Annotated in this window: 22 protein-coding genes; 7 read left to right on the forward strand and 15 right to left on the reverse strand. The window is 73.8% G+C overall.

The genetic code is table 11. The features are described from left to right. Positions 1-48: 48 nt before the first annotated feature. From ligD to AB0M97_RS01630, 3 genes are read right to left on the reverse strand one after another with little or no spacing between them, the layout of a single operon-like run. A complete protein-coding gene (gene ligD, locus AB0M97_RS01620; protein WP_365958649.1) occupies positions 49-990 on the reverse strand; it encodes a non-homologous end-joining DNA ligase in 942 nt (313 codons plus the stop codon). Next, on the reverse strand, positions 987-2840 hold the full coding sequence (locus AB0M97_RS01625) for a transketolase (RefSeq protein WP_365958650.1): 1854 nt from the start codon (positions 2838-2840) through the stop codon (positions 987-989). The genes ligD and AB0M97_RS01625 overlap by 4 nt, the downstream gene beginning before the upstream one ends. Further along, complete coding sequence (locus AB0M97_RS01630) at positions 2837-4696, reverse strand: FAD-dependent oxidoreductase (protein WP_365958651.1); 1860 nt, start codon at positions 4694-4696, stop codon at positions 2837-2839. Before AB0M97_RS01630 ends, AB0M97_RS01625 begins: the two co-directional genes overlap by 4 nt. Positions 4697-4912: 216 nt before the next feature. Between AB0M97_RS01630 and AB0M97_RS01635 the strand changes: the two genes are divergently transcribed. After that, on the forward strand, positions 4913-5875 hold the full coding sequence (locus AB0M97_RS01635; RefSeq protein WP_365958652.1) for an LLM class F420-dependent oxidoreductase: 963 nt from the start codon (positions 4913-4915) through the stop codon (positions 5873-5875). Between the two features lie 18 nt (positions 5876-5893). Further along, a complete protein-coding gene (locus tag AB0M97_RS01640; protein WP_365958653.1) occupies positions 5894-6985 on the forward strand; it encodes an enolase C-terminal domain-like protein in 1092 nt (363 codons plus the stop codon). A gap of 504 nt (positions 6986-7489) precedes the next feature. Here AB0M97_RS01640 and AB0M97_RS01645 read toward each other — a convergent pair. Both AB0M97_RS01645 and AB0M97_RS01650 read right to left on the reverse strand, forming a co-directional pair. Further along, positions 7490-7612 carry a hypothetical protein gene (locus AB0M97_RS01645; RefSeq protein WP_365958654.1) on the reverse strand — a complete coding sequence of 41 codons (123 nt, stop codon included), beginning with the start codon at positions 7610-7612 and terminating at the stop codon, positions 7490-7492. A gap of 52 nt (positions 7613-7664) precedes the next feature. Next, positions 7665-8135 carry a phage holin family protein gene (locus AB0M97_RS01650; RefSeq protein WP_365958655.1) on the reverse strand — a complete coding sequence of 157 codons (471 nt, stop codon included), beginning with the start codon at positions 8133-8135 and terminating at the stop codon, positions 7665-7667. A gap of 131 nt (positions 8136-8266) precedes the next feature. Here AB0M97_RS01650 and AB0M97_RS01655 point away from each other — a divergent pair, with 131 nt between their 5' ends. Then, positions 8267-8614, forward strand: coding sequence for a VOC family protein (locus AB0M97_RS01655; RefSeq protein ID WP_365958656.1), 348 nt, complete (start codon positions 8267-8269; stop codon positions 8612-8614). A gap of 15 nt (positions 8615-8629) precedes the next feature. Here the strand turns inward: AB0M97_RS01655 and AB0M97_RS01660 are convergent, their stop codons facing one another. The 10 genes from AB0M97_RS01660 to AB0M97_RS01705 form a co-directional block, all read right to left on the reverse strand. Further along, the gene (locus AB0M97_RS01660) at positions 8630-10609 is read right to left on the reverse strand and encodes a DUF5107 domain-containing protein (RefSeq protein WP_365958657.1); all 1980 of its coding nucleotides are present in this window, start codon (positions 10607-10609) and stop codon (positions 8630-8632) included. A 65-nt stretch (positions 10610-10674) separates the two neighbouring features. After that, on the reverse strand, positions 10675-11226 hold the full coding sequence (locus AB0M97_RS01665) for a GNAT family protein (RefSeq protein ID WP_365958659.1): 552 nt from the start codon (positions 11224-11226) through the stop codon (positions 10675-10677). Positions 11227-11258: 32 nt separating this feature from the next. Continuing rightward, entirely contained in the window at positions 11259-13043 is a 1785-nt protein-coding gene (locus AB0M97_RS01670) for a CocE/NonD family hydrolase (RefSeq protein WP_365958660.1), read from the reverse strand. Between the two features lie 272 nt (positions 13044-13315). Beyond that, positions 13316-14239 (reverse strand): LD-carboxypeptidase, encoded by a 924-nt coding sequence (locus AB0M97_RS01675; protein WP_365958661.1) that lies wholly within the window; start codon positions 14237-14239, stop codon positions 13316-13318. Further along, a complete protein-coding gene (locus tag AB0M97_RS01680) occupies positions 14236-16200 on the reverse strand; it encodes a prolyl oligopeptidase family serine peptidase (RefSeq protein ID WP_365958662.1) in 1965 nt (654 codons plus the stop codon). Before AB0M97_RS01680 ends, AB0M97_RS01675 begins: the two co-directional genes overlap by 4 nt. A 22-nt stretch (positions 16201-16222) precedes the next feature. Then, complete coding sequence (locus tag AB0M97_RS01685) at positions 16223-17527, reverse strand: M20/M25/M40 family metallo-hydrolase (RefSeq protein WP_365958663.1); 1305 nt, start codon at positions 17525-17527, stop codon at positions 16223-16225. Then, on the reverse strand, positions 17520-18353 hold the full coding sequence (locus tag AB0M97_RS01690; RefSeq protein WP_365958664.1) for a M55 family metallopeptidase: 834 nt from the start codon (positions 18351-18353) through the stop codon (positions 17520-17522). Before AB0M97_RS01690 ends, AB0M97_RS01685 begins: the two co-directional genes overlap by 8 nt. A gap of 192 nt (positions 18354-18545) precedes the next feature. Then, on the reverse strand, positions 18546-19274 hold the full coding sequence (locus tag AB0M97_RS01695) for a class I SAM-dependent methyltransferase (protein WP_365958665.1): 729 nt from the start codon (positions 19272-19274) through the stop codon (positions 18546-18548). 258 nt (positions 19275-19532) lie between these two features. After that, positions 19533-21935 (reverse strand): MFS transporter, encoded by a 2403-nt coding sequence (locus tag AB0M97_RS01700; protein WP_365958666.1) that lies wholly within the window; start codon positions 21933-21935, stop codon positions 19533-19535. A gap of 215 nt (positions 21936-22150) precedes the next feature. Then, positions 22151-22594, reverse strand: a complete 444-nt coding sequence (locus AB0M97_RS01705; RefSeq protein ID WP_365958667.1) for an SRPBCC family protein — start codon at positions 22592-22594, stop codon at positions 22151-22153. 168 nt (positions 22595-22762) lie between these two features. On the opposite strand from AB0M97_RS01705, the gene AB0M97_RS01710 reads away from it, so the two are divergent. From AB0M97_RS01710 to AB0M97_RS01725, 4 genes are all read left to right on the forward strand, one after another. Then, positions 22763-23833 (forward strand): Rv2578c family radical SAM protein, encoded by a 1071-nt coding sequence (locus AB0M97_RS01710; protein WP_365958668.1) that lies wholly within the window; start codon positions 22763-22765, stop codon positions 23831-23833. 138 nt (positions 23834-23971) lie between these two features. Then, on the forward strand, positions 23972-25549 hold the full coding sequence (locus AB0M97_RS01715; RefSeq protein ID WP_365958669.1) for an alpha/beta hydrolase: 1578 nt from the start codon (positions 23972-23974) through the stop codon (positions 25547-25549). A 61-nt stretch (positions 25550-25610) separates the two neighbouring features. After that, positions 25611-26009: a RidA family protein gene (locus AB0M97_RS01720; protein WP_365958671.1), complete on the forward strand. Its 399-nt coding sequence runs from the start codon at positions 25611-25613 to the stop codon at positions 26007-26009. A gap of 20 nt (positions 26010-26029) precedes the next feature. After that, positions 26030-26524 carry a GNAT family N-acetyltransferase gene (locus AB0M97_RS01725; protein WP_365958672.1) on the forward strand — a complete coding sequence of 165 codons (495 nt, stop codon included), beginning with the start codon at positions 26030-26032 and terminating at the stop codon, positions 26522-26524. Positions 26525-26542 lie beyond the last annotated feature (18 nt).

Raw genomic sequence — 26542 nt, forward strand, 5'->3', positions numbered from 1 at the left:
TCGGGTGGCCGCAGCAGCGTTGGCCAAACCTTCAGGAGCACATGCGGTTCATCCCCGCAACTTGTCGAGCCGGCGCCGCGCCGGTCCCAGGGCGCGACGCCGGCGCATGATCGCCGACCAGGGCCGGGTGCGGGCCTGGTCGGCGGCGTCGGTGATCCTCCAGCGACGGGCGTGCAGTTCGGGGTCGTCCAGCGCGTCCCGGGTGAGGGGGGCCGCCACGGGCGCGCCGGGCCTGGCCCGCACGGCGTAGGGGGCGACCGCGGTCTGCGCGTACCCGTTGCGCTGCACGTCGAGGTAGAGCCGGTCGCCGCGGTCCTTCTTGCGGGCGGCGGTGGTGAGCCGGCCGGGGTGGGCGGCGGCGAGGGTGTCGGCGACGTCGTGGGCGAACTGCCGTACCTCGCCGAAGTCGTGACGGCCGTTGAGGGGCACCACGACGTGCAGGCCGCGCGAACCGGTGGTCATGAGGGCCGACGGCAGGTCGAGTTCGTCCAGCAGGCCGACGAGCAGGACGGCCGCCTCGCGCACCGCGGCGAAGTCGTCGCCGGCCGGGTCGAGGTCGAAGACCATCTGGTCGGGCCGGTCCGGGTGGTCGACGCGGGACAGCCAGCGGTGCGGCGTGACGGCGGCCTGGTCGGCCAGGTAGAGCAGGGTGGCCGTGTCGTCGCACACGGTGTGGCGGACGGTGCCGCCCTCCTTGGCGACCTCGGCGCGGGTGATCCACTCCGGGTAGTGGTCCGGGGTGTGCTTCTGCATGAACACCGGTCCGTCCAGGCCGTCCGGGTGCCGTTCCAGCATCAGGGGGCGACCCCGCAGGTGCGGCAGCAGGTACGGCGCGATCGACCGGTAGTAGGCGACGAGGTCCGCCTTCGTCACGTCCTTCGCCGTGCCGTCGCCGGGGATGAGCACCTTGTCCGGCCGGTGGACCTCGACCGTGCGGCGGCCGGCCCGCACGGTCCGCCGCCCGGTCGCGGGTCCGTCGTCCGCGCTCACCGCACCACCGCCTGCTCCACCAGCAACCGGCCCGCGGCGGCGATGGAGTCGGCGTCGATGCCGGCGGCGTGCAGTTGCTCGTCGGGGGAGGCCGAACCGGGCATGGTGCGCACGGCGAGCCGCACCAGGCGCGGCACGGGCCGTCCGTCGAGGAAGGCGTCCAGGACCGCGTCCCCGAGGCCGCCCTCCGGGTGGTGGTCCTCCACGGTCACCAGGCAGCCGGTGTCCTCGGCGGCGCGGCGCAGGGTGACGTGGTCGACGGGCTTGACCGAGTACAGGTCGATCACCCGGACCTTGATGCCCTCCCGGTCCAGGGCGTCGGCGGCGGCCAGCGCCGCCGGTACGGTGACGCCCGCCGCGACGATGGTCATGCGGTCCTGGTCGGAGGAGCGCAGCACCTTGCTGCCGCCGACCGGGAACGTCTCGTCGGGGCCGTAGATCACCGGGCTCCCGCCGCGCGAGGTGCGCAGGTAGCGCACGCCCTGGAGGCCGGCCATCTCGGCGACGAGCCGGGCGGTCTGGTTGGCGTCGCACGGGTACAGCACGGTCGAGCCGTGCACCGCCCGCATCATCGCCAGGTCCTCCAGGCCCATCTGGCTGGGCCCGTCCTGGCCGATCTCGACGCCCGCGTGCGAGCCGACGAGGTTGATGCCGGACCCGCTGATCGACGCCATGCGCACGAAGTCGTACGCGCGCGTGAGGAACGCCGCGAACGTGGCCGCGTACGGCACCCAGCCGCGCGTGGCGATCCCGACGGCCGTGGCGACCATCTGCTGCTCCGCGATGTAGCACTCGATGTAGCGCTCGGGGTGCTCCTTGGCGAACGCCTCCGCGCGCGTGGAGTCGCCGACCTCGCCGTCGAGGGCGACGATGTCGCCGCGCGCGGTGCCGAGCGCGGCGAGCGCCTCCCCGTACGCGTCACGCGTGGCGACGCCCTCCTTCGCGCCCTTCTCCCAGCGGGGCAGCGCCAGGGCCCCGGTGCTCACGGAGTGCAGCATCCTGGTGGGCGGCGGCTCCTGCACCCGCAGGCGGATGTCGCGGGGGCCGCCGAGTTCGGCGATCGCCTCGTCGGCATTCTTCAGCGGCTTGCCGTGCAGGCCCTCGCGGTCCTCCACGTCGGCGACGCCCTTGCCCTTGAGGGTGCGGGCCAGGATCGCGGTGGGCTGGCCCTTGGTGGACACCGCCTCGCCGTAGGCGCGGTCGATGGCGTCCACGTCGTGCCCGTCGATCTCGACGGTGTGCCAGCCGAACGCCTGGAAGCGGCGGGCGTAGGCGTCCAGGTCGTGACCGTGCCGGGTGGGGCCGCGCTGGCCGAGCCGGTTCACGTCCACGATCGCGATCAGATTGTCGAGGTGCTCGTGCCCGGCGTGCTCGGCGGCCTCCCACACGGAGCCCTCGGCGAGTTCGCTGTCGCCGCACAGCACCCACACGCGGTAGTCCGCGCGGTCCAGCCGCAGGCCCGCCAGGGCGATGCCGACGCCCACCGGCAGGCCCTGGCCGAGCGACCCGGTGGCGGTCTCCACCCACGGCAGCCGCTGCGGCGTGGGATGCCCTTCCAGGCGGCTGCCGAGCGTGCGGTACGTGAGGAGTTCGGCGTCGTCGATGGCGCCGGCCGCCTTGTACGCGGCGTACAGCAGGGGTGAGGCGTGCCCCTTGGACAGGACGAAGCGGTCGTTGCCGGGGTGGGCGGGACGGTCGAAGTCGTAGCGCAGGTGGTGCGCGAGGAGTACGGCCATCAGGTCCGCGGCGGACATCGACGACGTCGGATGCCCGGAGCCCGCGGCGGCCGAGGCGCGGATGCCGTCCACGCGCAACTGCTGGCCGAGCTCGACGAGTTCACGGGTGTTCATGAGTCTCCTTCTGCGGGGTCGCCGGACGTGCCGGGGGTACCGGGGTCGCCGGATGTGCCGTGGGTGCCGGGGACTGCGCCGGCACCCGGGCCGCCGGGCGCGTCGGTGCGCTTGACGGGGCCGGGGGCGACGCCGGGACCCGGGGGCGGCTGATGCGCCGGCGGCCGGGGAGCGGGCCGATTCCTGGCGGGCTCGCCCCCGGGTTGGTTCTTGGCGGGCTCGCCACCGGGCTGGTTCTTGGCGGGCTCACCGCCGGGCTGGTTCTTGGCGGGCTCACCGCCGGGCTGGCTCTTGGCGGGCTCACCGCCGGGCTGGTTCTTGGCAGGCTCACCACCGGGCTGACTCTTGGCGGGCTCACCGCCGGGTTGTGATGTCGCGGGCTCACCGCCGGGTCGGCTCCTGGCGGGCTCGCCGCCCGACGGGGTCGTCATGCCCTCCCCGCCCGTCGGGCCTTTGGCGGCCTCGGCGCCCGAAGACCCCGGCCGCCCCGAACGCCTTTCCCCCGCGCCCGGAATGCCCGCCCCCGACTCGCCCGCCGCCCGGCGCTCCCCTCCCCCCGGCACCCGCGCCAGCTCCGGTGACGCCGTGTCCAGGGGTACCGACCAGGAGCGCACGAGGCCCAACTGGACGGCCTGGCGGGGCAGCACCGCGTCCAGGATCCAGTCCGCGGCGACCCGGATGCGGTTGCCCGGCATCGCGGCGAGGTGGTAGCCGCGGGTCACCGCGCCCGCCGCCGGCCCGGACAGGGCCACGCCGAACGGGTTCGCGGCGGCCTTGACGCCCCCGAGGTCCACGACGAAGCCGAGATCCCGGTGCTGGTAGGCGTGCCGTTCGCCGAGGCCGAGCGAGGCGGCGACGTTCTGGGCGCACACCTTGCCCTGCCGCCAGGCGTGCTGCGCCGTCATCGGCGTGTACTGGCCGGGCTTGTCCAGGTCGGGCACGGCCGCCGCGTCACCGCACGCGAACACCTCGGGCCGCCCCGGCACTTGCAGGTGCGGGTCGACCAGCAGCCGCCCGCGTTCCATCGGCAGCCCGAGTGACTCGGCGAGCGGGTCGGGCCGTACGCCCACGCACCACACCAGGGTGCGCGTGTCCACGAATTCGCCGTCGGTCAGCAGCACCCCGTCGTGCGTGGCCTCCTTGACGGAGGTGCCCATGCGGACGTCGACGCCGCGCTGCCGCAGCACCCGGTCGGCCGTGCGGGACAGTTTCTCGTCCAGCTCGGGCAGCACGCGCTCGGCGACGTCCAGCAGCATCCAGCGGGGCCGCATGCCCTGCCGCAGCGGGTGCTTGCGGACCTGTGCGTCGGTGAACAGCTGTCCGTGCGCGGCGACCTCGGTGCCGGTGTACCCGGCGCCGACCACCACGAAGGTGCACCGGGCGGCGCAGGTCTTCGGGTCGGCGGCGGAGGCGGCCAGTTCGACCTGCCGGGTCACGTGGTCGCGCAGGTACCGCGCCTCGGGCAGGCCGCGGAAGCCGTGCGCGTGCTCCGCGACGCCGGGGATGGGCAGCAGCTTGTTGACGCTGCCGGCGGCGAGCACGAGCCGGTCGAAGGGCAGGGTGCCGTCCTCGCCCTCGGGGCCGGTGTAGTGCACGGTCTGCCCGTCGAGGTCGACGCGGTCGGCCTGCCCGAGCACCAGCCGGACGTGCGGCAGGGTGCCCGAGAGGGACACGGTGACCCGCCGCGGTTCCAGGACCCCGGCGGCGACCTGGGGCAGCAGAGGCAGGTACAGGAAGTAGTCGGTCGGGTTCAGCAGGGTGATGTCGGCGCGGTTCCGGGTCAACCGGGACAGGATGCGGGCCGTACGGTACCCGGCGAAACCGGCTCCGACGATCACGATGCGGGGTCGACTCACGCTTCGCCTCCGGGGCTGTCGCGTACCTCGGGAACTTTCCGCGTCCCCCTGGCCGGTGCGGCCAAACGTCGCCCGCCACCACGACCGGACGCCGCCCGCCACCCCGACCGGCCGGTTTCCCGGACCTCCCCCGGGTACTCGGACGCCCGAACCCCACCCCCCGCGCCGGGCCCCCGGCCCTGGCAGGGGGAGCCCGTCGTCGCGGAGGCGCACCCCATGCCCGAATTCGGCTACTTCCTCTCGTGCGAGCAGTACGGTCCCAGCGAGCTGATCGAGCAGGCCCGGATGGCCGAGCAGGCCGGTTTCCAGGCGCTGTGGATCTCGGACCACTACCACCCCTGGAACGACGAGCAGGGCCAGAGCCCGTTCGTGTGGTCGGTGATCGGCGCGCTGTCGGAGGCGGTGTCCCTGCCGGTCGAGACGGCCGTGACCTGCCCGACCGTGCGGATGCACCCGGCGGTCGTCGCGCAGGCCGCGGCGACGAGCGCGGTGATGACGAACGGCCGGTTCCGGCTGGGCGTCGGCACCGGCGAGGCCCTCAACGAGCACATCCTCGGCGACGCCTGGCCACCCGCGCACGTGCGGCTGGAGATGCTGGAGGAGGCGATCCAGGTGATGCGCCGGCTGTTCACGGGCGAGGAGGTCAACCACCACGGCACGCACTACACCGTGGAGAACGCCCGCCTCTACACGGTGCCCGACGAGCCCGTCCCGGTCGACATCTCCGGATTCGGCCCCGCGGCGACGAAGCTGGCGGCCCGGGTCGGCGACGGCTACATCACGATGATGCCGGACGCGACGATGGTGGAGCAGTACCGCAAGGGCGGAGGCGGCGGCAAGCCCGTCAGCGGCGGCACCAAGGTCTGCTACGACACGGACCGCGACGAGGCCGTACGCACCGTGCACCGCCTGTGGGCGAACGAGCTGCTGCCCGGCGAGCTGGGCCAGGTGCTGCCCTCGCCCAAGCACTTCGAGCAGGCGCAGTCGCTGGTCACCGAGGACATGGTGCGCGACAGCCGGGTGTGCGGCGACGACGTGGACGAGCACGTGGCGCATCTGCGGCAGTTCGCCGACGCGGGCTTCGACCGGATCTACGTCAACCAGATCGGCCCCGACCTGCGCGGCTTCTTCGACTTCTACCGCACGAAGGTGCTGCCGCAACTGCAGCGGGACTCCTGACTTGAAACGGGGGCGAGGATGAAACTGCGCCGACCGGCGGTGTCCGTCTACACGGTGCCGACCGACGCCCCGGAGGCCGACGCCACGCTGACCTGGGACACCACGACCGTGGTCGTCGCCGAGGTGTCGGCGGGCGACGCCACCGGCACGGGCTGGACGTACGGCCCGGCAGCGGTCGGCGACTTCCTGTCCGAGTGCCTGGCCCCGCTCGTCGAGGGCCGCAGCGCCCTGGACGTCCCGGCCGCGCACGAGGCGATGTGCCGGGCCGTGCGCAACGCGGGCCGGCCCGGTATCGCCGCCGCCGCGATCTCGGCGCTGGACATCGCCCTGTGGGACCTCAAGGCCCGGCTGCTGGAACTGCCCCTGGTGCGGCTGCTGGGCGCCTGCCACGAGCGGGTCCCGGTGTACGGCAGCGGCGGCTTCACGACGTACCACGACAAGCATCTGGCGGCCCAGCTGAACGGCTGGGTGCACGGGCAGCACATCCCGCGCGTCAAGATCAAGATCGGTGGCGGCCGGGGGCGGGAGGTGACGCGCGACCTGGCACGGGTGCGCGCAGCACGCCACGTCATCGGCGAGGACGCGCAGCTGTACGTCGACGCCAACGGCGCGTACACCCGCAAGCAGGCGGTCAGGGTGGGCCTGGCGCTCGCCGACCACGGGGTCGGCTGGTTCGAGGAGCCGGTGCCGTCGGACGACCTGACGGGGCTGCGGCTGGTCCGGGACGCGCTGGTGTGCGACGTGACGGCCGGTGAGTACGGCTACGACCTGCCGTACTTCGCGCGCCTGATCACGGCCGGCGCGGTGGACTGCCTCCAGATCGACGCGACGCGCTGCGGCGGGCCGACGGAGTTCCTGCGGGCGGCGGCGCTGGCCCAGGCGCACGGGCTGGAGGTGTCCACGCACTGCGCCCCGCACGTGCACGCCGCCCTCGTCGCCGCGATTCCCAACCTGCGGCACGTCGAGTGGTTCCACGACCACGTCCGCGTCGAGGACATGTTCTTCGACGGCGCCCTGGACCCCACGGGTGGCACGGTCGCCCCGACGGCGGGCCTGGGCCACGGGCTGACCCTGCGGGCGGAGGAGATCGCCGAGTTCCGGGTGGCCTGACGGCCCGCGCGCCTGCCCGCCCTGCCTTCGCGGGTCGGCCGGGCACTGAACCGGGGCGGATCGCCGGGGACCCAGTCCTGCCGGTCGGCCTACCGCCCCCGCCGGCGCAGCGTCCAGCACCCCGGCGCCCAACCGGTTCCGGTTCCGCGACAGCCGGCCCTGGGCGCTCATACCGGCCGCCTCGGCGTCGAAACGGCCCTGGGGCGCCGTAGTCGTGGAGTCGTGGCCGTGCGGCCCGTCTGCAAACGCCCACAAGTTGCCGGGCCCGCCGTGTTCACCCTCGTCCTGCTGGGCGTCGCACGCGGTCCGCGCCAGACAGCGGTCCAGCAGCCCGGGCGCGACGGCGTGGGCGAGCAGCGCCGCCACGGTGGCCCCGCCCACCCAGTACTCCCGGCGCCGCGCGTGCCCCGCGGCGTGCACGATGGCGCGGGCCCCGACCTCCGGCTGATGCACCGGGGCCACGGGGCGCGCCCGGCCGGGCATCCGGCTCAATAACCAGTCGAACTACGGAGTGTTGACGGCCGGAAGCTGCACCACCGTGGTGCGTACGCCGCTGCCCGCGTGCCCCCGGGCGGCGAAGACGACGGCGGCGGCGCGCCCCACGCCGCCGCCTGCTTCGGTCACCACGATGGCCCTGCCCCGCCGTCCGGGCAGCGCCTCGCGGTCGGCGCACCGCCGGTCAGGCCCGGTGGTGCGGCTGTTCGGGTCCGTCGCCGGGGCGGGGCGCCGGGGCGGCGCCGTGACCGCCGGGTGCGGCGGTCGGCGGATACGGCGTGCCGGCCGCGGTCGGCGGGACCGCCGGCGGCACGGAGGGCGGCGGCCCGGACGCGCCCGGGTGGGACGCGGACGGGTGGGAGGCGGACGGCCGCGCGGCGCCGCGCAGCACGTAGGCGACGACGGCCAGGATCGCCGCCGTGATCAGTGCCGCGGCCCAGTCCGGCAGGACGAGCGCGAGGGCGAGGCCCACGGCGAGCGCGACGGCCGCGCCCGCGTACAGGGCGACGGCGCCGGACGCGGCGTAGAGCGCCGCCTTGCGGCGCTGCCTGCGGGTCTGCTCGCGCAGTTCGTCGCGGATGGTCTCCCGCGCGACCTGCGTCAGCTCGTCGACCAGGTGCCTGTCCAAATGCTCGAGACGATCCAAGCGATTCATGGCCGCCGGGTACCCGTACACCCGTACGGTTAACGCCGCCCGCACCCGGCCCCTGCCGGGAGGCCATGGAGGTTGACGGGGATCGTGTGAAACGATCACCGCGCCCGGCCGCCCCCAACTAGGCTCTCCCCATGGACATTCTGGGAGCCACGCTGCGCGTTTGCGTCGACGACCTGGAGACCGCGGTCCCCTTCTACGAACGCCTCGCGGGCGGCACGGCGCTCCGCTTCGAGCGCGGCGGCGTACAGGTGGCGGCGGTCGGCTGCTTTCTGCTGATGAGCGGCCCTCAAGAGGAACTCGACGTGCTGCGCAAGGTGGCGGCGACCATCGCCGTCACGGACGTCGACGAGGCGCGCCAGGTGCTCAGCGACCTGGGCGCCCACATCGTCGCGGGCCCGGTGGCCACACCCGCGGGCCGCAACCTCATCGCCATGCACCCGGACGGCGCGGTCTACGAGTACGCGGACCGCCGCCAGTAGGGACCGGCCGCCCCCTCACCGGGCCGGATCGGGCCGCATCCGGAAGTCGTACCGGGCGGGCAGCGGTGCGCCGTCGCCGATGTCCGCCCACAACCGGCCGATGTCGTCCGCCCCTTCACGCAGGTCGGCGACCTCGAAGCCCGCCTCGAACACGGCGCGGGCCTGTTCGCGCCGCCCCTCGGCGAGCAGCAGCCCCGCCTCGATGAGCCGGAACCGGCCGCGTGCCCGCGTCGCCCGGTCCAGCCGCCGCCACACGGCCCGCGCGTCGGCGGTCCGCCCGGCGGCGAGCAGCGCCTCGATCGCGTCGCGGCCCAGCGCGGCCGTGGCCGCCACCCACCGCTCGTGGACGTCGCCGCCGACCTCGCCCCGTTCCCGGCACAGGTCGTCGAAGGCCTCGGCGTACCGGTCGGCGGCCCGCTCGGGGTTGCCGCCCTCCTGGTCGGCGACGGCGAGGCAGCGCAGCATCGGCCACACCGCGGGCGCGTGCCGCAGCCCGCGTTCCCAGCTGCGCTCGGCCTGCGCCCGGTCGCCGGCGTGCCACTGGACGACGCCGAGGTGGTACTCGGTGTGCGGGGTGGCGGGCGCGGTCTCCAGCATGTCCCGCCAGTGCCGGGCGACGAGCGTCTGCCCGGGCGGCTCGGCCCGGTCGGGCTCGGGCACGGACCCGGCGCGCAGCAGGTGCAGCCAGGGTTCCTGGGCGGCGCCGAGGGTGCTCTCCTCGAAGGGCGTGCCGGGCAGTTTCCAGTCGGCGCGCAGCACTTCGAGGGCTCCCCAGCCGGAGCCGGTGGCGAGCGTCTCGCCGGGCGGGGTGTCGGCGTGGGGCAGCCAGGCGGCGTACGCGGCGTCGACCTCGGCGCGCGGCAGCGCCGCTTCCAGCCGGGTCTCGGCCTCGTTCAGCGCGGAGTGCCACTCCCCCGCGGGCGGCGCGTCGAGCGGCCCGTAGGCCTCCAGCCAGGACACCTCGCTCTCCGCGTCCAGCGGTACGTGTTCCAGCTGGGTGCGGGCGAGTCCGGCCTGGATCTCGCAGTAGCCGCCGGTGCCCGGTTCGGTGAGCCACTCCTGCCAGCGCCGCCCGCCGGGGCCGGTGCCCCAGACGAACAGCTTCCGGCCGCGCAGCACGTCCGTCGAGGTCTGCACCAGCCCGTGCCCGTCCTCGTCGAGGGCGGCGATCCAGCGGCGCCGGCCGTCCGGCACCTCGTAGAAGTAGTCCGCGGCATACGTGCTGTTCCTCGGGTACGTGCGGTCGATGCCGTCGGACACCGGGACCGGCACCTCGCGCAGCCGGCGTTCGTAGCCGAAGTGCCAGGCGGTGTCGGCGGGGGCGAGCACCCGGCGGTCCTCGGGCACGGCGGTGTTGGACCACCAGTACAGGGGCGCGGGCCGCTCGTGGGGGTTGCGGACGCGGACGCCGGCGTACAGGAAGTCGGAGCCGTCGGGCAGCCACAGGTCGACCTGGAAGGGCAGGTCGCGCAGTCGTTCCCACTCCCACAGGCGCAGCATGTCCGTGCCGTCGGGCGCGGGGACGCGGGCGGCGTGCAGGGGCGAGCAGGACAGGGTGGTGTGGCCGGTGGCGCCGATGTTCCATTCGACGCCACCGGAGTACCAGGCGCCGTTGAGGGCGAAGTTCGCGGGCTGGAACACCGGGTTGCGGTAGAGGAGTTCGCGGCCGGTGGGCTTGTGGAAGAGGGAGGCGATCCGGCCGCCGAGGCCGGGCAGCACGGTGGCCCTCAGCCGGTCGTTCTCGAGGACGAGGGCGTCGATGCCGCGTGGTCCACGGGCGCGGTCGTAGCCGTCGCGGAGGGGTTCGGGCAGCAGGCTGCGCAGCGGCTCGTGGCCGACCTGCCGGGCCATGTCGCGCGGCATGCCCTCCTTGTCGCGGTCCTCGATGCGGTGCGTCTCGTCGAGGGGCCGCAGTGGCGGCAGCGGGTTGTCGGGGCCCAGCGGCGCGGCGGGCAGGGTCAGGACCTCGCGTCGGATCGTCGTCACGATCACCATGGAAGCCGCTGGCGGGTGCGCTGAACAGGGGCGCTACAAGTCAGGTTTGTTCGCGGCCGGTCGTCTCACGTGCCGTTGACCGTCTCGGCGGTGATCGCCCAGCGTTCGTGGTCGCGCCAGGCGCCGTCCACGAAGAGCATCTTCGGGGAGAAGCCCTCCAGCCGGAATCCGCAGGCGGTGGCCAGCGCGATCGAGGCGGCGTTGCGGGGCTGGACGTTGATTTCCAGCCGGTGCAGCCCCATCGGGCCGCACGCGTGCCGCACCACCAGGTTCAGCCCCTCCTTCATCAGCCCCCGCCCGGCCGCGTGCGCGAAGGCGCCGTAGCCGAGGGCACCGCTGAGGAAGGCGCCCCGCACGATGTTGTTGACCGTGACGAACCCGGCGATGCCGCCGCCGTCCCGCTCGCACACCAGGAACCCGGCCCGCGTCGGGTCTTCGATCAGCCTCCCCGCGTACGCCCTGTACGCGTCCGCGCTGTCCGGCGGGAACAGCCACGGCCGGTGCAGTTGCCTGCTCTCCCGGACCCGCGCGGTGAACTCGGCGCCGTCCTCGTAGGTGAAGGGGCGGATGCCGACCCGTGGGCCGGTGGCGAGGTGGCGGGAGTCGTCGTGCGGCACCCCGCCACCCTACGGCTCGGCTGCCCCGCCGCTCAGGGGGTCGCGCCGGCCACCGGCAGCCGCAGCACCCCGGTGTCGTCCGGCGCGGCGGCCACCGTCACCGGCTTGATGCCGCGGTTGCCGCCGTAGGCGCCGTCGCTGGCCGCGATCACGAACCGCAGCCGGTGGCCCTTCTCGTAGCGGTGCACGATCCCGGGCAGGGTGACGGTGAAGCTCTCCGTCACGTCGGGCACCCTGACCGGCGCGACCAGCCGGTGCACCAGCGTGCGCGTGCCGTCGGGCGCCACGTCGTACAGCTTGGCGAACAGCACCAGCCGGTCGGCGTGATCACCGGAGTCCTGGGTCCGCGCGGCCCGCGGCGAGACCACCTTCAGCCGGGCCGTGGGGGCGCCCACGACGTCGAGAGCGCGCTTCAGCGGCGCGCTGGACCAGGCCAGATGGGTGCCCCGGGCGTCGTACGGCTTCCGGTCCGGCAGTCCGGTGATCCCGGCCAGTGAGTTCTCCGAGTGGCTGGTCGCCACCGGGGCGTTGGTGTAGGTGCGGGTGCCGCGCGTCACCTCGGCGCGGCTGCCGACGAGTGTGCCGTCGCCGGACAGGTACAGCGTGCGGCTCGGGGCGGGCAGCCGGCCGGCGGTGGCGTAGCTGCGGGCGGGGTCGGTGATCCAGTCGCGGTGGTAGGCGAAGGCGGGGCCGGTGTCGACATCGCGCAGCCGCAGGTACCGGTCGAACCAGCCGAGGATGCGGCGGCCGACGTAGCTGGTCTCCAGGTTGCCCCGGGCGATGTTGAGTTCGCCGGTGGCGGGGTCGGTGAGGCCGCCGCTGTGGCCCCAGGACTGCCAGATCATCTTGGTGGGCGTGCCCTGCGCTGTGAGCGTCCGGTACGTCGCCGTCGCCTCGTTGAGGTTGAACAGCGTGTCCGCCTGCCCCTGGACGAGCAGCGTGGGCGCCTTCACCCGGCTCAGGTACGACACCGGCGACACGCTGCGCGCGTAGGCGAGCATGTCCTTCGTCTCGCCGACCGGGAAGCGCCCCAAGTTGAGGGTGCGGATCGTCTCGCAGGCCGGGGTGACGAAGTGCAGGCAGGCGACCGCGTTGATGCGCGACGGGTCCAGGCTGGGCTCCAGCAGCGGCTGGCCCTCGCCCATGAGGTAGAAGGCGTTGGCCCACTGCCATTTGAAGGCGCCCGGCACGTCCTCGCCGCCCACGGCGTTGTTCGGGACGAGCGAGTACGCCAGGTCGTGCCAGGTGATCATGGGGACGAGGGCGTCGACGCGCCGGTCGACGGCGGCGGTCGCGAGCTGCACGGCGCCGCCGTAGGAGCCGCCGATCATGCCGACGCGCGGGTCGCCGGGCCGGTCCTGGGTGACGAAGTCGGCCCGGGTGCCGTCGTCAGCGGCGCGCCCGCCGCCGAGGAAGTCGACCAGCCGTGAGGCGGCCACGCCGTCGATCGCCGGATCGTCCAGGGAGATGAGGCAGCCGCTGCGGCCGAAGCCGAGCCCGGAATACACCAGGGAGACGTAGCCGCGCTGGGCGAAGGCCTTGCCGATGGCGTCCGTCGAGCCGTCGGACTTGCTGCCGCCGAAGCCGTTCGTGGCGAGGACGGCGGGCGCCGGACGGTCCCGGTCCACCCCGGCGGGCCGGTAGAGGTCGGCGTCGATGGCACAGCTGCGGCCGCCCGCCTGAACGGTGAACCTCAGGGCGGTGACGGAGTACTGACCGCTCGCCCCGGCGGGCGCGGCCTGCGCCAGCGGCGCGGTGAGCGCGACGCCGAGGGCGAACGCGAGGGCGGCACGGAATCTGGGCACACGACGGGACACGGAGACCTCCACGATGAGGCGCGCTGGGGACTGCCCTGCATACCGACCAGTAAGTACTGGCCGCAGCCATGCTGTGACACGTGTCAGGCAAGGTCAATCACCGTTGCGGGGGTTTCGTGACGGAGATTCACGGCGGATGCGCCCGGGGCGTCGGGGCGGACGCGCCAGTACGTCGGTGCGGACGTGCCCGGTGCGAGGGTGCGCGCGCCAGGTACGTCAGGGCAGACGCGGCCGGTGCGGGGGGCGCCGCCGCGCCGGGACGCCCCCGGGTGTCAGCGCAGGGCGGGCTCCTCCAGCGTCAACGCCCCCGCGTCCGCGTCGAGTTCCGCCCTCACCCCGAAGGGAACGGTCAGCGCTCCGTCGCAGTGCCCGAACCCGGCGTTCTCCGCCACGGGCACCCCGAGGCCGCCGAGCCGGTCGGCGAACAGCGCGCGCACCTCGCCGTACGCGCCGCAGTCCACCCACGAGCCGAGCAGCACCCCGCGCACCCCGTCCAGCCATCCCGCGCGCAGAAGCTGCGTCAGACAGCGGTCCAGCCGGTACGTCTCCTCGCCTATGTCCTCCAGGCAGAGCAGCCCGCCGCGCGCCGAGGGCCTCACGTGCGGGATGCCCAGTTCCGCGGCGAGCAGCGACAGGCATCCGCCGAGCGTGACGCCGCGCGCCCGTCCTGGCACCAGGGCGCCGCCGCCGGAGGTGAGGGTGGTGACCGTCTCCGGCGCGAACAGGGTGGCTCTGAGATGTTCCTGCGCCCGCGCGTTCTTCAAGAAGTCGAGGCCCGCCGCCATCGGCCCGTGCAGGGTGACGAGCCCGAGGCGGACCGCGAACGCCTCGTGCAGTGCGGTGATGTCGCTGAAGCCGACGAACACCTTCGGCCCGGCCGCCCGCATCGCCTCCCAGTCGAGCAGGTCGGCCACGCGCTGCGCCCCGTATCCGCCGCGGGCGCACAGCACCGCGTCGACGGACGGATCGCACCAGGCGGCCTGGAGGTCGGCGGCGCGGTCGGCGTCCGTGCCCGCCAGGTACGCGAACGTGCCGTGCCGGTCGAGCACATGGGGTGCCACGACCGGGTCGAGGTCCCAGCCGCGCAGCACGTCGAGTCCGGCCTGGAGCCGCTCCTCGGGCACGGGCCCGCTGGGCGCGACGACGGCCACGCGCGCGCCGGGAGCCAGCCGGGGCGGCCGGAGGAGCGGTTTCACGGGGTCAGCTCCAGCGTCGGCACACCGCTCGCCTTCAGCCCGAACACCTGCGCGTACAGGGAGAGCTCGGCCTCCAGGGCGCGCACCAGGGTGTCCGCGCGCCGGAAGCCGTGCCCCTCCCCCTCGAAGGTGAGGTAGGCGTGCGGCACGCCCCGGCCCCGCATGCGGGCGAGGAACCGCTCGCACTGCACGGGCGGGCAGATCACGTCGTCCAGGCCCTGGAGCAGCAGGAAGGGCGCGGTGACGCGGTCGGCGTGCGTGGCGGGCGACCGCTGTGCGTACCGCTCGGGGACCTCGGCGCAGGGCCCGACCAGCGTCTCCAGGTACCGCGACTCGAAGTCGTGGGTCTCCTCCGTGCCCCAGCAGGTCAGGTCGAGGACGGGATAGAGGATCGTGCCGCAGGCGTAGACGTCGGTGGTGGCCAGGGAGGCGGCCGTGGTCCAGCCGCCGGCGCTGCCGCCGCGGATCGCGAGCCGGGCCCGGTCGGCGGTGCCCTCGTCGGCGAGGGCACGGGCGACGGCGGCGCAGTCCTCGACGTCGACGACGCCCCACTGCTCGCGCAGCCGGTTGCGGTACTCCCGGCCGTGCCCGGTGGAGCCGCCGTAGTTGACCTCGGCGACGCCGATGCCCCGCGAGGTGAAGTAGGCGATCTCCAGGTCGAGCACGAGCGGTGAGCGGCTGGTGGGCCCGCCGTGCGCCCACACGACGTACGGCGGCCGTTCGCCCTCGGGCGCCGCGCAGCCGGGGTGGTGCGGCGGGTAGAGGTGGGCGTGGATCTCCCGGCCGCCGGGGCCGGTGAAGGTGCGGGTCCGCGGCTCCGGGTAGTAGGCGGGGTCGACCGGGTCGTGGTGCTCGGCGCCGATCACGCGGGTGCGGCCGGTGCGGGTGTCGAGCTCGACGACCTCGTACCCGGTGCGCGGGCCCGCGGCGACGGTGACGACGCGCTCGGCGTCGGCCGCGAGCGTGGGCGCGAACTCCGTCCAGGGCCCGGCCGCGTCGCACAGGGCGCCCGTCTCGGGGTCGAGGACGCCGAGCGCGGTGGTGCCCCGGCCGTGCACGACGGCGATCAGGCCGCCCTCCAGCGGCGCGAACCAGCGCAGGCCGAGTTTCCACAGCGGCCCGCCGAACTCCTCCTCGCGCGGGCACAGCGGCGTGCCGTCGCGGTAGAGGTTCCACCAGCCGGTGCGGTCGCTCGCGTACAGCAGCGAGCCGTCGGCTCCCCAGTCGGCCTGCGCGATCGACTCCTCGGGGCCTCCGGCAACGGTGCTCGCCGGCCCGAACGCCCCGTCGGGGCGGACGTCGGCGACGAGCAGTTCGGTGCCGTCCCAGGGCATGCGCGGATGGTCCCAGGCGAGCCAGGCCGCGCGCCGCCCGTCCGGTGAGATCCTCGGGCCGCTGACGAACCGGTGGGCGCCGTCGGTGAGTTCGCGCACGGCCTCCCGGTCCCCTGCCGCCGAGCCGTCCAGCGGCACCGCGGCCAGGACTCGGCGCACGTCGGTGGGTGCCTCGCCGGTGAACTCCTCCAGCACACACCACACTTCGCCGCGCTCCGGGCGGATCAGCGGCTCCGCCCAGCGCAGCCCGCCGCCCACCGCCGACACGGGCGTCAGCGGACGCGGCTCGCCGCCCGGCTCGTACCGGTACAGCCGCTGGTCGGCGAAGTTCACGAACACCACGAGCGGGCCGTCGGCCCCGGGCCGCGCGGCCCACGGGTGGCCGCCGTACTCGATGACGCGGCTGCGCACGTTCCACGGTGCGGGCAGCAGCGACTCCTCCGTGCCGTCGGCGGTCCGGCGCACCAGGGCGCGCCGGCCGCCCTCGGCCGGTCGTGGCGCGGTCCACCACACTTCGTCGCCGACGAAGCCCACGTACTCGGGCCGCCCGTCGTGCTCGGCGGCGAGCGCCGCGTCGACCGGCGAGGGCCACGCACCGTACGGCAGGGTCTGCACGTTCTCCCCCAATTCCCCGCTCCTTGGGATTTCTCTAGGCCGACCGCAGGAAGCGGTCGAGGACACGGACTCCGAAGTGCAGGGCCCCCACCGGGACGCACTCGTCGACGCCGTGGAAGAGGGCCTGGTAGTCGAAGCCCTCGGGCAGCTTCAGCGGCGTGAAGCCGTAGCCGGTGATGCCGAGCCGCGAGAACTGCTTGGCGTCGGTGCCGCCGGACATGCAGAACGGCACCACGTGCCCTTCCGGCGCGAACTCCTCCACGGCGGCCCGCATCCCGGCGAACGTCGGCGAGTCGACCGGCGCCTGGAGCGCCACCTCCCGGTGGTGGAACTCCCAGTCGACGTCCGGCCCGGTGAGCAGGTCGAGCGTGGCCCGGAACTCGTCCTCGGCGCCGGGCAGGAACCGTCCGTCCACATGCGCGACGGCCTCGCCCGGGATCACGTTGACCTTGTAGCCGGCGCTCAGCATGGTCGGGTTGGCGCTGTTGCGGACGGTGGCCTCGACCAGCTTCGCGGCGGGCCCGAGCTTGCCGAGCAGTCCGTCGACGTCGTCCAGGCGGGTCTCTATGCCGTACAGCGCGGCCAGTTCGGTGAGGGCGGCCCGTACGGTCGGGGTCAGCCGCGTCGGCCATTCGTGTTCGCTGATGCGGGCGATCGCCGCCGCGAGCCGCGACACCGCGTTCTCCCCGTTCACCTTGGAGCCGTGTCCGGCGCGCCCGCGCGCGGTCAGCTTCAGCCAGCCCGTGCCGCGCTCACCCGCGGCGATCGGGTAGATCTGGCGGCCGTCGCCGTCGTGGAAGGTGTAAGCCCCGGATTCGCTGACGCCTTCCGTGCAGCCCTCGAACAGGTCGGCGTGCCGGCCGACGAGGTATCCGGCGCCGTCGGCGGCGCTGTCCTCCTCGTCCGCGGTGAACGCGATCACGACGTCCCGCCGGGGGCGCACGCCCTGCCGTTCCCAGGCGCGCACGACGGCGAGGATCATCGCGTCCATGTTCTTCATGTCGACGGCGCCGCGCCCCCACACGACCCCGTCGCGGACCTCCCCGGAGAAGGGGTGGACGCTCCAGTCCTCGGCCTGGGCGGGCACGACGTCCAGGTGACCGTGCAGCAGCAGGGCGTCGGCGGTCGGGTCGGTGCCCTCGACGCGCGCGACGACGTTCGTCCGGCCGGGGGTGCGCTCCAGCAGAAGCGGCTCCAGACCTGCCTCGGCGAGCCGGGCGGCGGCGTACTCGGCGGCGGGGCGCTCACGGCAGTCACCGCCGCCCCGGTTGGTGGTGTCGATGCGGATGAGGTCGGACGTGAACGTCACGACCTCGTCCAGTGCCTGCGGGTCAGCCATACTGCTCCTCCACCGCGGCCGAGACGATCGTCGTGACGGCCTTGAACGTGCGGATGCCCTCGTACATGGTGTCGTGGGTGTAGGCGACCTTCCGCTCGGCGATCCGGGCCACGCCCGGCACGACGGTGGCGGCCATCGCCAGATGTTCCGCGTCGAATTCCAGCGCGATCGTGAACGGTCCCTCGCTGGCTGGCTCGTGACGCACCGCCAGGGACGCCGCCTCCTTGGCGGCGGCGCGGATGTCGGCCGCGGTTCTCGCCGGGGTCCGGCACACGGCCGCGTACCGCGACACGTGGTCTTTGACGGCGACCTTCAGCGCCTGCGGCGCGTACCCGAGCGCGTCCTCGCAGGCCACGTCGTCACCGGTGACGAGGACGACCGGCACCCCGAACTCGGCGACCACGTGCGCGTTGAGCAGCCCCTCGCTCGCCCGGCGGTCGTTCAGCCACACGCCCGTGATGGAGTTGGCGAGGTAGGTGTGGGCGAGGACGCCTTCCATGCCCGCGCCCGCGTGATAGCCGACGAAGGCGATGCCGTCCACGTCGCCGTGCTGCACGCCCTCGACCATGGACAGGGACTTGTGGCGTCCGGTGAGCATCTCGGCGCGCTCGTCGAGCTGTTCCAGCAGGAGGTTGCGCATGGTCCAGTGCGCCTCGTTGATCAGCACCTCGTCGGCGCCGCCGTCCAGGAAGCCCAGCACTGCGGCGTTGACGTCCGAGGTGAACAGCGAACGGCACCGCTCCCACTGCGGGGTCCCCGGCAGCACGTCGGCGGGCCAGGTCACGCCGGTGGCGCCCTCCATGTCGGCGCTGATGAGGATCTTCATGCCGCCTCACGCTACGGGTCACGGCGAATCCCTGCCAGGCCTGTGGAAAACTCTCACCGGCCCAGACCAATGGCGGACCGCGGTGCAGCGGCCACGGCCCGGTGCCGGCAGGTCAGCGGGCTCGGGTCGCCCCGTGGCGGTGGTCGGCGGGGAGTCGCGGGCACTGTGCCGCGGCAGGTCGGCGGGCCGGTTTCACCTGCTGGTGCGGCCGGTCACCAGCCAGCGCGACGGCAGTGCGATGCGGGTGCCGTCGGGGCCGTACTCGGTCGTGGTCAGGGGCAGTTCCCCGTGGGCCAGGACCGTCAGGCCGGCCGAGCCGAGGAACTCCGGCACCGCCTCGCCGGCGACCTCGCCGGGCGCGAGGCCGTGCCGGAAGACGGGCACGAGCTTCGGCGGCGGCCCCTCCGGTCCCTGGACCAGGTCCAGCAGGACGGCCTTGGCGGCCTGGGAGGGCTCGACGAGGAACGCCCGCCCGCGCTCCCCGAGCAGCGCGGCGAGGCCGTCCACCAGGGGCTGCCGGTCGTCGGGCTCGCTCTGGTGCAGAACACCCCGCATGTAGACGTTGACGTCGCCGAACTCGGCGTGCAGCGAGTCCACCTCGGTCTTCTCGGCGGCGTCCACCACCCGGTAGGACGCCAGCCCGGCGGGATCGGCGCGCCGGGCGTGCTCGATGGCCGCGGTGGACAGGTCGACGCCGACGACCCTCGGGAAACGGTCGGCGAGGAAACGGGTCTGGGTGCCGTTGCCGCAGCCGAGGTCCACCATCGGCAGGGCGGGGTCGGACAGGTACGGCTCGAACAGGGCCAGGTGCAGGGCCGAGGTCAGGGCCGGTGCGGCGTCCCAGATCACGGCGCCCTGCTCATCGGGCGCCTCGCTCCAGAAGTTCTCCCAGGCCCGGCGGTACCGACTGGTCACGCTCATGCACAACTCCCCAGGGTGCGACGGCGACCCGACGGAGTGACGGGCCAGTACGGTCTATCGCGCGCCGGTCACCGCTACAAGCACCCGGCGCATTCCCTCACGGTTCCTGCGACGCCGGCACGCGCCGCCGTGAGCCGCTGTGAGCCACCGTGCGCCCCAACCGCCGCCCGCGCTCCGTTCGCCCCTCGGAGGCTCGGAACCCTCCCCGGCGCCACCGACGTGCGAGCCCGCCCTGCCCGGTCCCGCAGGGCCACCTCCTCAGTCCTCGTGCCCCAACTGGAGGTCACGCTCGGTGCGTCCGCCACCGGCCACCTGGAGGACGGTCGCCACCGGCGGATACCCCGCCGCGATGACGGTGTACTCGCCGGACGACAGGTCGACGAACCGGAACGTACCGTCGGGCCCGGTGGTGAGGGTGTCCACCACATTGCCCGCCGCGTCGAGCAGCGTCACGCGCGCGTCCTCGACGGGCCGCCCGGCGCTCGCGCGCACGGTGCCGCGCAGGACGGCCCCGCCGGCCAGTTCGACGTCCTGGCGGGTCTCCCGGGCGGCCTGCACGGTGACGGCCAGCGCGGCCGGACGGAAGGCGGGCGCGCTCGCGGCGAGGGTGTACTCGCCGGCCACCAGCTCGGTGATGACGTAGCCGCCCTCGCGTCCGCTGCGGGTGCTCGCGACGACCTCGCCGTGCACGTTGGTGAGGGTGACGGCCGCGTCCCGCACGGGCGTGCCGTCGGCGGTGACCACGATGCCGGCGAGGCGTCCGGCGCCGCCGAGCACGACGTCGAGTTCGACGGGCCGCTCGCCGACGGTCACGGAGACGGCCTGCGGCTGGTGGCCGCCCGCCGCGGCGATCAGGACGTACGCCCCGGAGCCGGGCACGGCCAGCGCATACCGGCCGTCGTCGCCGCTGGCGCCCCGCCCGACCTGCTGCCCGGAGACGTTGATGAGGGTGAGCGCGGCGCGCGGTACGGCGGTGCCGTCGGGGTGCTGCACGGCGCCGCACACGGGGATGCCGCCGCTGTGGCACGAACGGGCCTGGGGGACGCCGGTGCTGTTCAGCTGTGCGGTCGCGGGGTCGGGGCCCTGGGTGTTGGCCGCTGCGGTGTTCAACAGGGGGGTCTCCTTGAGGAAGAAGGCGATGAGCAGGCCCAGGACGAGCACCGGCACGAGGTAGAGGAAGATCCGGGGCATGGCGTCGGCGTAGGCCCGGATGTAGCCGTCGCGCAGCGCCGGGGGCAGTGCGTGGACGACCTGCGGGGTGATGGACTCGGGGTCGGGCAGGACGACGCCCGCACGCGGGGGGACCCGTTCTCGCAGCGCGTCGGTGAGCCGGTCGGTGAAGAGGGTGCCGAAGACGGCGGCGCCCACGCTCCCGCCGATCTGCCGGAAGTAGTTGTTGGCGCTGGTGGCGGTGCCGAGGTCGGCGGGGCGCACGGAGTTCTGCACGGCGAGGATCAGGACGGGCATCACCATGCCGATGCCGGCGCCGAGGACGAACATCCAGACGCTGTAGTGCAGCCGGGGCGTGTCCACCTCCAGGCGGGACAGCAGCGACATGCCGGCGACGGACAGGGCGCCGCCGAGGATCGGGTAGACGCGGTACTTGCCGGTGTGGCTGATGAGCTGTCCGGACAGGATCGAGGCGACGACGATGCCGCCCGTCATGGGCAGCATCAGCAGCCCGGACTCGGTGGCGGACGCCCCGTCGACCATCTGCAGGAAGGTCGGCAGATAGCTGGCGGCGCCGAACAGCGCGACGCCGACGACGAGGCCGATCAGCCCGGTGATGTTGAAGACGGAGTCCTTGAACAGCCGCAGCGGCATGAGGGGTTCCGCGGCGAAGCGCTCGGCGACGAGGAACAGGACGGTGGCGGCGACGGCGCCCGCGCCGAGGCCGAGGACGACGTTCGAGCCCCACGCGTACTCGGTGCCGCCCCAGCTGGTGAGCAGTACCAGGCAGGTGGAGGCGGCGGCCAGCAGCAGGGTGCCGAGGACGTCGAAGCGGGGTTTGGCCGTGGGTTTCGGCAGTTTCAGGACGACGGCGACGACGGCCATGGTGAGCAGGCCGAAGGGGACGTTGATGTAGAAGCACCAGCGCCAGGAGAGGTGGTCCGTGAAGTAGCCGCCGAGCAGTGGCCCCGCGACGGACGCGAGGCCGAACGCGGCGCCGATCAGGCCCATGTACCGGCCGCGCTGCCGGGCCGGGACGATGTCCGCGATGATCGCCTGCACGCCGATCATGAGGCCGCCCGCGCCGACGCCCTGCACCGCGCGGAAGGCGATCAGCTGGTCCATGGTCTGGGCGCGGCCCGCGAGCGCGGAGCCGGCGACGAAGACGACGATGGCGAACTGGAAGACGCCCTTGCGGCCGAGGAGGTCGCCGAGCTTGCCGTACACCGGCAGGCCGACGGTGGCGGTGAGCAGGTAGGCGGTGATCGTCCAGGACATCCTGTCCAGGCCGTGCAGCTCGCCGACGATCTTCGGGAGCGCGGTGGCGACGATCATCTGCTCCAGGGCGGCCAGGAGCAGCGCCAGCATCAGCGCGACGAAGACCAACCGCACCCGGCGCGGGTTGAATTCGGCCGCGGGCGGCGACGGCGGCGCGGGTGCCCGGGGCGGTGAGACCGCCGGTTCGTCCTGCACCAGAGTGATTCCGCCCACGTACCGCTCCCCTCGTCGCCCTGCCGCACCATTCCCGCGCAAAGCGACAACTGCGAGCAGATACGGCGAGTTACGGCACAAGGGCGGTCAGTGCGGAGATCACTCGAACCGGTGATGGCGCCAACGTCCCTGGGCTGTCGGCACCTTGAGGAGACCGTTCACGCGCGGGGCGACGCCAGGCCGGCGCCGCCCCGCGCATCGCTCTGCTTCCCGGCCTACTTCTCGACCTCGGCGGCGAGGTTGGCGAGCAGCGCGTCGTAGATACGGCCGAGACCCTTCGGTGCGAAGGTCTTCTCGAAGAAGCCGCCGATGCCGCCGGCGCCCGTCCAGGTCGTGGTCACGACGACGCGGGACGTGCCCTCGCCGGCCGGGGTGACCCGCCAGGTGGTGACCATGGAGGAGTTGCGGTCCTTCTCGACGAGCTCGCCGTCGGTGGGCTCGGTGACGTCCAGCAGGCAGTCGCGGACGCGCTTGCTGGTGGCCTGGAGCTTCCAGTGGACGACGGTGCCCTCGCCGTCGCCGCCCTCGCGGACCTCGTATTCGCTGAACTGCCCGGGCAGCAGCTTCTCGCGCGCGCCGCTGTAGTCGGCGAGCGTGTCGAACACGGTCTCCGCGTCCGCCGCGACGATCCGCTCCGTAGTGGCCTCGACCTGCGCCATCGACTTCCTCCAGCACCTGGGTTCTCGGGGTGGGGGCCAGCCAATCACCCCGGTGTCCACCCGCCCAAATCGGGGGCCCTGCGGCGGCCGGAAGCGACCGGGAAACACCTTCGCACGATCAAGGGAACAAGTGTTCTATTCTGTGTCCAGTGCTACCGAGGAGGCCTCATGCGCTGGGAGAACCTCGCCGTCGAGTCCGGCACCACCGAGCACGGCCGCGCCGACGCCGCGCTGTTCGGCGCGGACGCGGTGACCACTCGCACCTTCGACACGCCCGAATTCGCCGGGATCACCTTCCACGAGGTGCGGGCCCGTTCGATCGTCAACCGGGTGCCGGGCGCCTCCCGCATGCCGTTCGAGTGGACGGTCAACCCGTACCGCGGCTGCACGCACGCGTGCGTGTACTGCTTCGCCAGGAAGACGCACAGCTATCTGGACCTCGACACGGGCGTCGGCTTCGACACCCAGATCGTCGTCAAGGTGAACGCGCCGGAGGTGCTGCGCCGCCAGCTGTCCTCGCGGCGCTGGCAGGGCGAGCACATCGCGATGGGCACGAACGTCGACTGCTACCAGCGCGCCGAGGGGCGCTACCGCCTGATGCCGGGGATCATCGGCGCCCTGCGCGACCACGCCAACCCCTTCTCGATCCTCACCAAGGGGACGCTGATCCTGCGCGACCTGGACCTGCTGACGCAGGCCGCCGAGGTCACGGACGTCGGCATCTCCGTGTCGGTGGGCTTCACGGACGGCGAGCTGTGGCGCACCGTCGAGCCGGGCACGCCCCCGCCGGAGCGCCGCCTGGACGTCGTACGCGCCCTGAGCGGGCGCGGCCTCGGCTGCGGTGTCCTGATGGCGCCGGTGATCCCGTTCCTGAGCGACCACCCCGCGCAGCTGCGGGAGACGGTGCGGGCGATCGCGGCGGCGGGCGCCACGTCGGTGACGCCGCTCGCGCTGCATCTGCGGCCCGGCGCGCGCGAATGGTTCATGGCCTGGCTCGGGCAGCACCACCCGCATCTGGTGCGCCGCTACGAGCGGCTGTACGCGGAGGGCGCCTACGCCCCGAAGTGGTACCAGCGCCGGATCACCCGCCAGGTGCACGACCTGGCGCAGGAGTACGGCATCGGGCCCACGCGCGCGGGGATGCCGCGCCGGAGCCGGGAGCCGGAGCCGGGGTCCGAGCCGGGGCCTGAGCCGACGGGACCGGTGTTGACCGAACCGACGCAACTGACGCTCCTTTAGGAGCATCCGAGCGCATCCCCCGACCCGATCGGGTCAACCCTTGGCGGCACGCGTTCCGCGGGGGTCGCTTTCCGGGACGATGCGGCGAGGGCCGTGAACCCCGCGGTCCGACACCCCTCCGCCCTGGGAGGCCCCCACATGAGAAAACGCGCAGCCGTGCTGTGCGGCGCCGCCGCGATCGTGGCCGGGAGCGTGACGGCCGTCCCGGCCGAGGCGGACGCCCCGCGCACCGCGCGATCCGCACCCGCCGCGAAGCTCGCCTGGAAGGACTGCGGCACCGAGAAATACCCGACGCTGCAGTGCGCGTCGCTGAACGTACCGCTCGATCACGCGAAACCGCGGGGACGGCAGATCACCCTGGCGCTGTCGCGGGTCCCGCACACCGCGAAGAGGTACCAGGGCCCGCTGCTGGTCAACCCCGGCGGCCCCGGCGGCAGCGGCCTGACCCTGGCCGGATTCGTCGCGTCCGCGCTGCCCGGGCCGGTCGCCGCCCAGTACGACGTCATCGGCTTCGACCCGCGCGGGGTGGGCGCGAGCAGGCCCGCGCTGGACTGCCGGCCCGGCCACTTCGGCCCGGTCCGCCCGGACTCCGTACCGGTCACCCAAGCCCTGGAGGAGGCCAACGTCACGCGCGCGAAGGCGTTCGCGGAGGCCTGCGGCAAGAAGTACGGGGACCTGCTGCCCCACATCGACACGGTCAGCGCCGTACGGGACATGGACGCGATCCGGGCGGCACTCGGCGCCAGGAGGATCACCTACTTCGGCTACTCGTACGGCAGCTATCTCGGCGCGGTGTACGGCCGGCTGTTCCCGCAGCGCGTGCGGCGGCTGGTGCTGGACTCGGTGGTCGACCCGACGGGCGTCTGGTACGAGGACAACCTCACCCAGGACCACGCCTTCAACAACCGGCACCGCGCCTTCCTGGCGTGGGTCGCCCGGCACGATGGCGCCTACCGGCTCGGCACGGTCCCGGCCGCGGTCGAGTCCAGGTGGTACGCGATGCGGGCCGCGCTCGCCAAGGAGCCGGCCGACGGGAAGGTGGGCGCCGCCGAGCTGGAGGACACCTACGTCCCGGGCGCCTACTACAACGGCTACTGGCCCCACCTCGCGGAGGCGTTCGCGGCGTACGTCAACGACAAGAACGACGACCCGCTGGTCGAGGCCTACGAGAACTTCGGCGCCGTCGACGCCTCCGGGCACAACGGCTACAGCGTCTACACGGCGGTGGAGTGCCGTGACGCCCCCTGGCCGCGCGACTGGCGGCAGTGGCGTGGGGACAACTGGGCGGTGCACGCGAGGGCACCGTTCATGACCTGGAACAACGCCTGGTACAACGCGCCGTGCGCGTTCTGGCCCACGCGCGCGCTGCGGCCGGTGGACATCACCAACGACGAGCTGCCGCCGGCTCTCCTCTTCCAGGCGACGAACGACGCGGCCACCCCGTACCGGGGCGGCGTGACGATGGGCCGCAGGCTCGCCCGGTCGAGCCTGGTGGTCGAGGACGGCGGCGGCAACCACGGCATCACACTGAGCGGCAACGACTGCCTGGACAAGCACCTCACCGCCTATCTGACCGACGGGACCGTGCCACGCGGCGAGGGCGAGGCGGACGCGGTGTGCCCGGCGCTCCCCGACCCGAAGCCGCTGGCGTCGAAGGCGGCACCGGCCCCGTCACGCGGCTCGACGCTGCACGGTCTCCTCGGCTTCCGGCGCTGACGACCGACCGGGACGAGCCGCCGGGGGCGGGGTTGTCAGTGCCGTACGCAATCATGGCCGTATGAGCGAGCTGACGAGAATCCCCGCCCCCGACGGCGTCGCCCCCGCCGCGCACTACACGCACGTCGTCATGGGCACCGGCCGTTTCGTGGCGGTCTCGGGCCAGCTCCCGCTGGACGCCCGGGGCGAGCTGGTCGGCGCGGGCGACCCGGCCGCCCAGGCCCGCCAGGTGTTCGCCAACCTCGCCCGCTGCCTGGCCGCGGCGGGCGCGACCTTCGACGACGTCGTGAAACTCACCTACTTCGTCACGGACATGGCCCACATGCCGGCCGTCCGCGCGGCCCGCGCCACCCACATACCCGACCACCGCCTCCCGGCCGCGTCCGCGGTCCAGGTCACCGCCCTGGCCCACCCGGCCTGCCTGCTGGAAGTCGAGGCGTACGCGGTGCTGCCCGGGTGACGGCGCCGACGATCCGCGAGATGACCCGCGCCGACTGCGAGGGCGTGGCCGAAGTCCGCGTGCGCGGCTGGCAGTCGGCCTACCGGGGTCTCATGCCCCAGCCGTACCTCGACGCACTCGACGTGGCGGAGGACGCGGCGCGCCGCCGCGCACTCCTCGCGCGGGGCGACGCGAGGGTGGTGGACCTGGTCGCGGAGCTCGACGGCGAGATCACCGGCTGGGCGGCGCACGGCCCGTACCGGGACGGGGACGGCACCGCGCGGGACGCCGAGCTCTACGCGCTCTACGTGCGGCCGGACCGGATCGGGCAGGGGATCGGGCGGGCGCTGCTCGCCGAGTCCGTTCGCCGCTGTGCCGGGCGCGGCCGCATGCTCCTCCGGGTGCTGCGGGACAACGCCCGTGCCCGGCGGTTCTACGAACGGGCGGGCTTTCGTGCCGACGGGGCCGAGGAGGCCTTCGAGGCGGCCGGGGTCGCGGTGCCCGAGGTGCGGTACGTGAAGGTACTCCCCCGCTGACCGCCCACCGCCCGCACA

This window comes from Streptomyces sp. NPDC051207 (assembly GCF_040682395.1).
Taxonomy (GTDB): domain Bacteria; phylum Actinomycetota; class Actinomycetes; order Streptomycetales; family Streptomycetaceae; genus Streptomyces.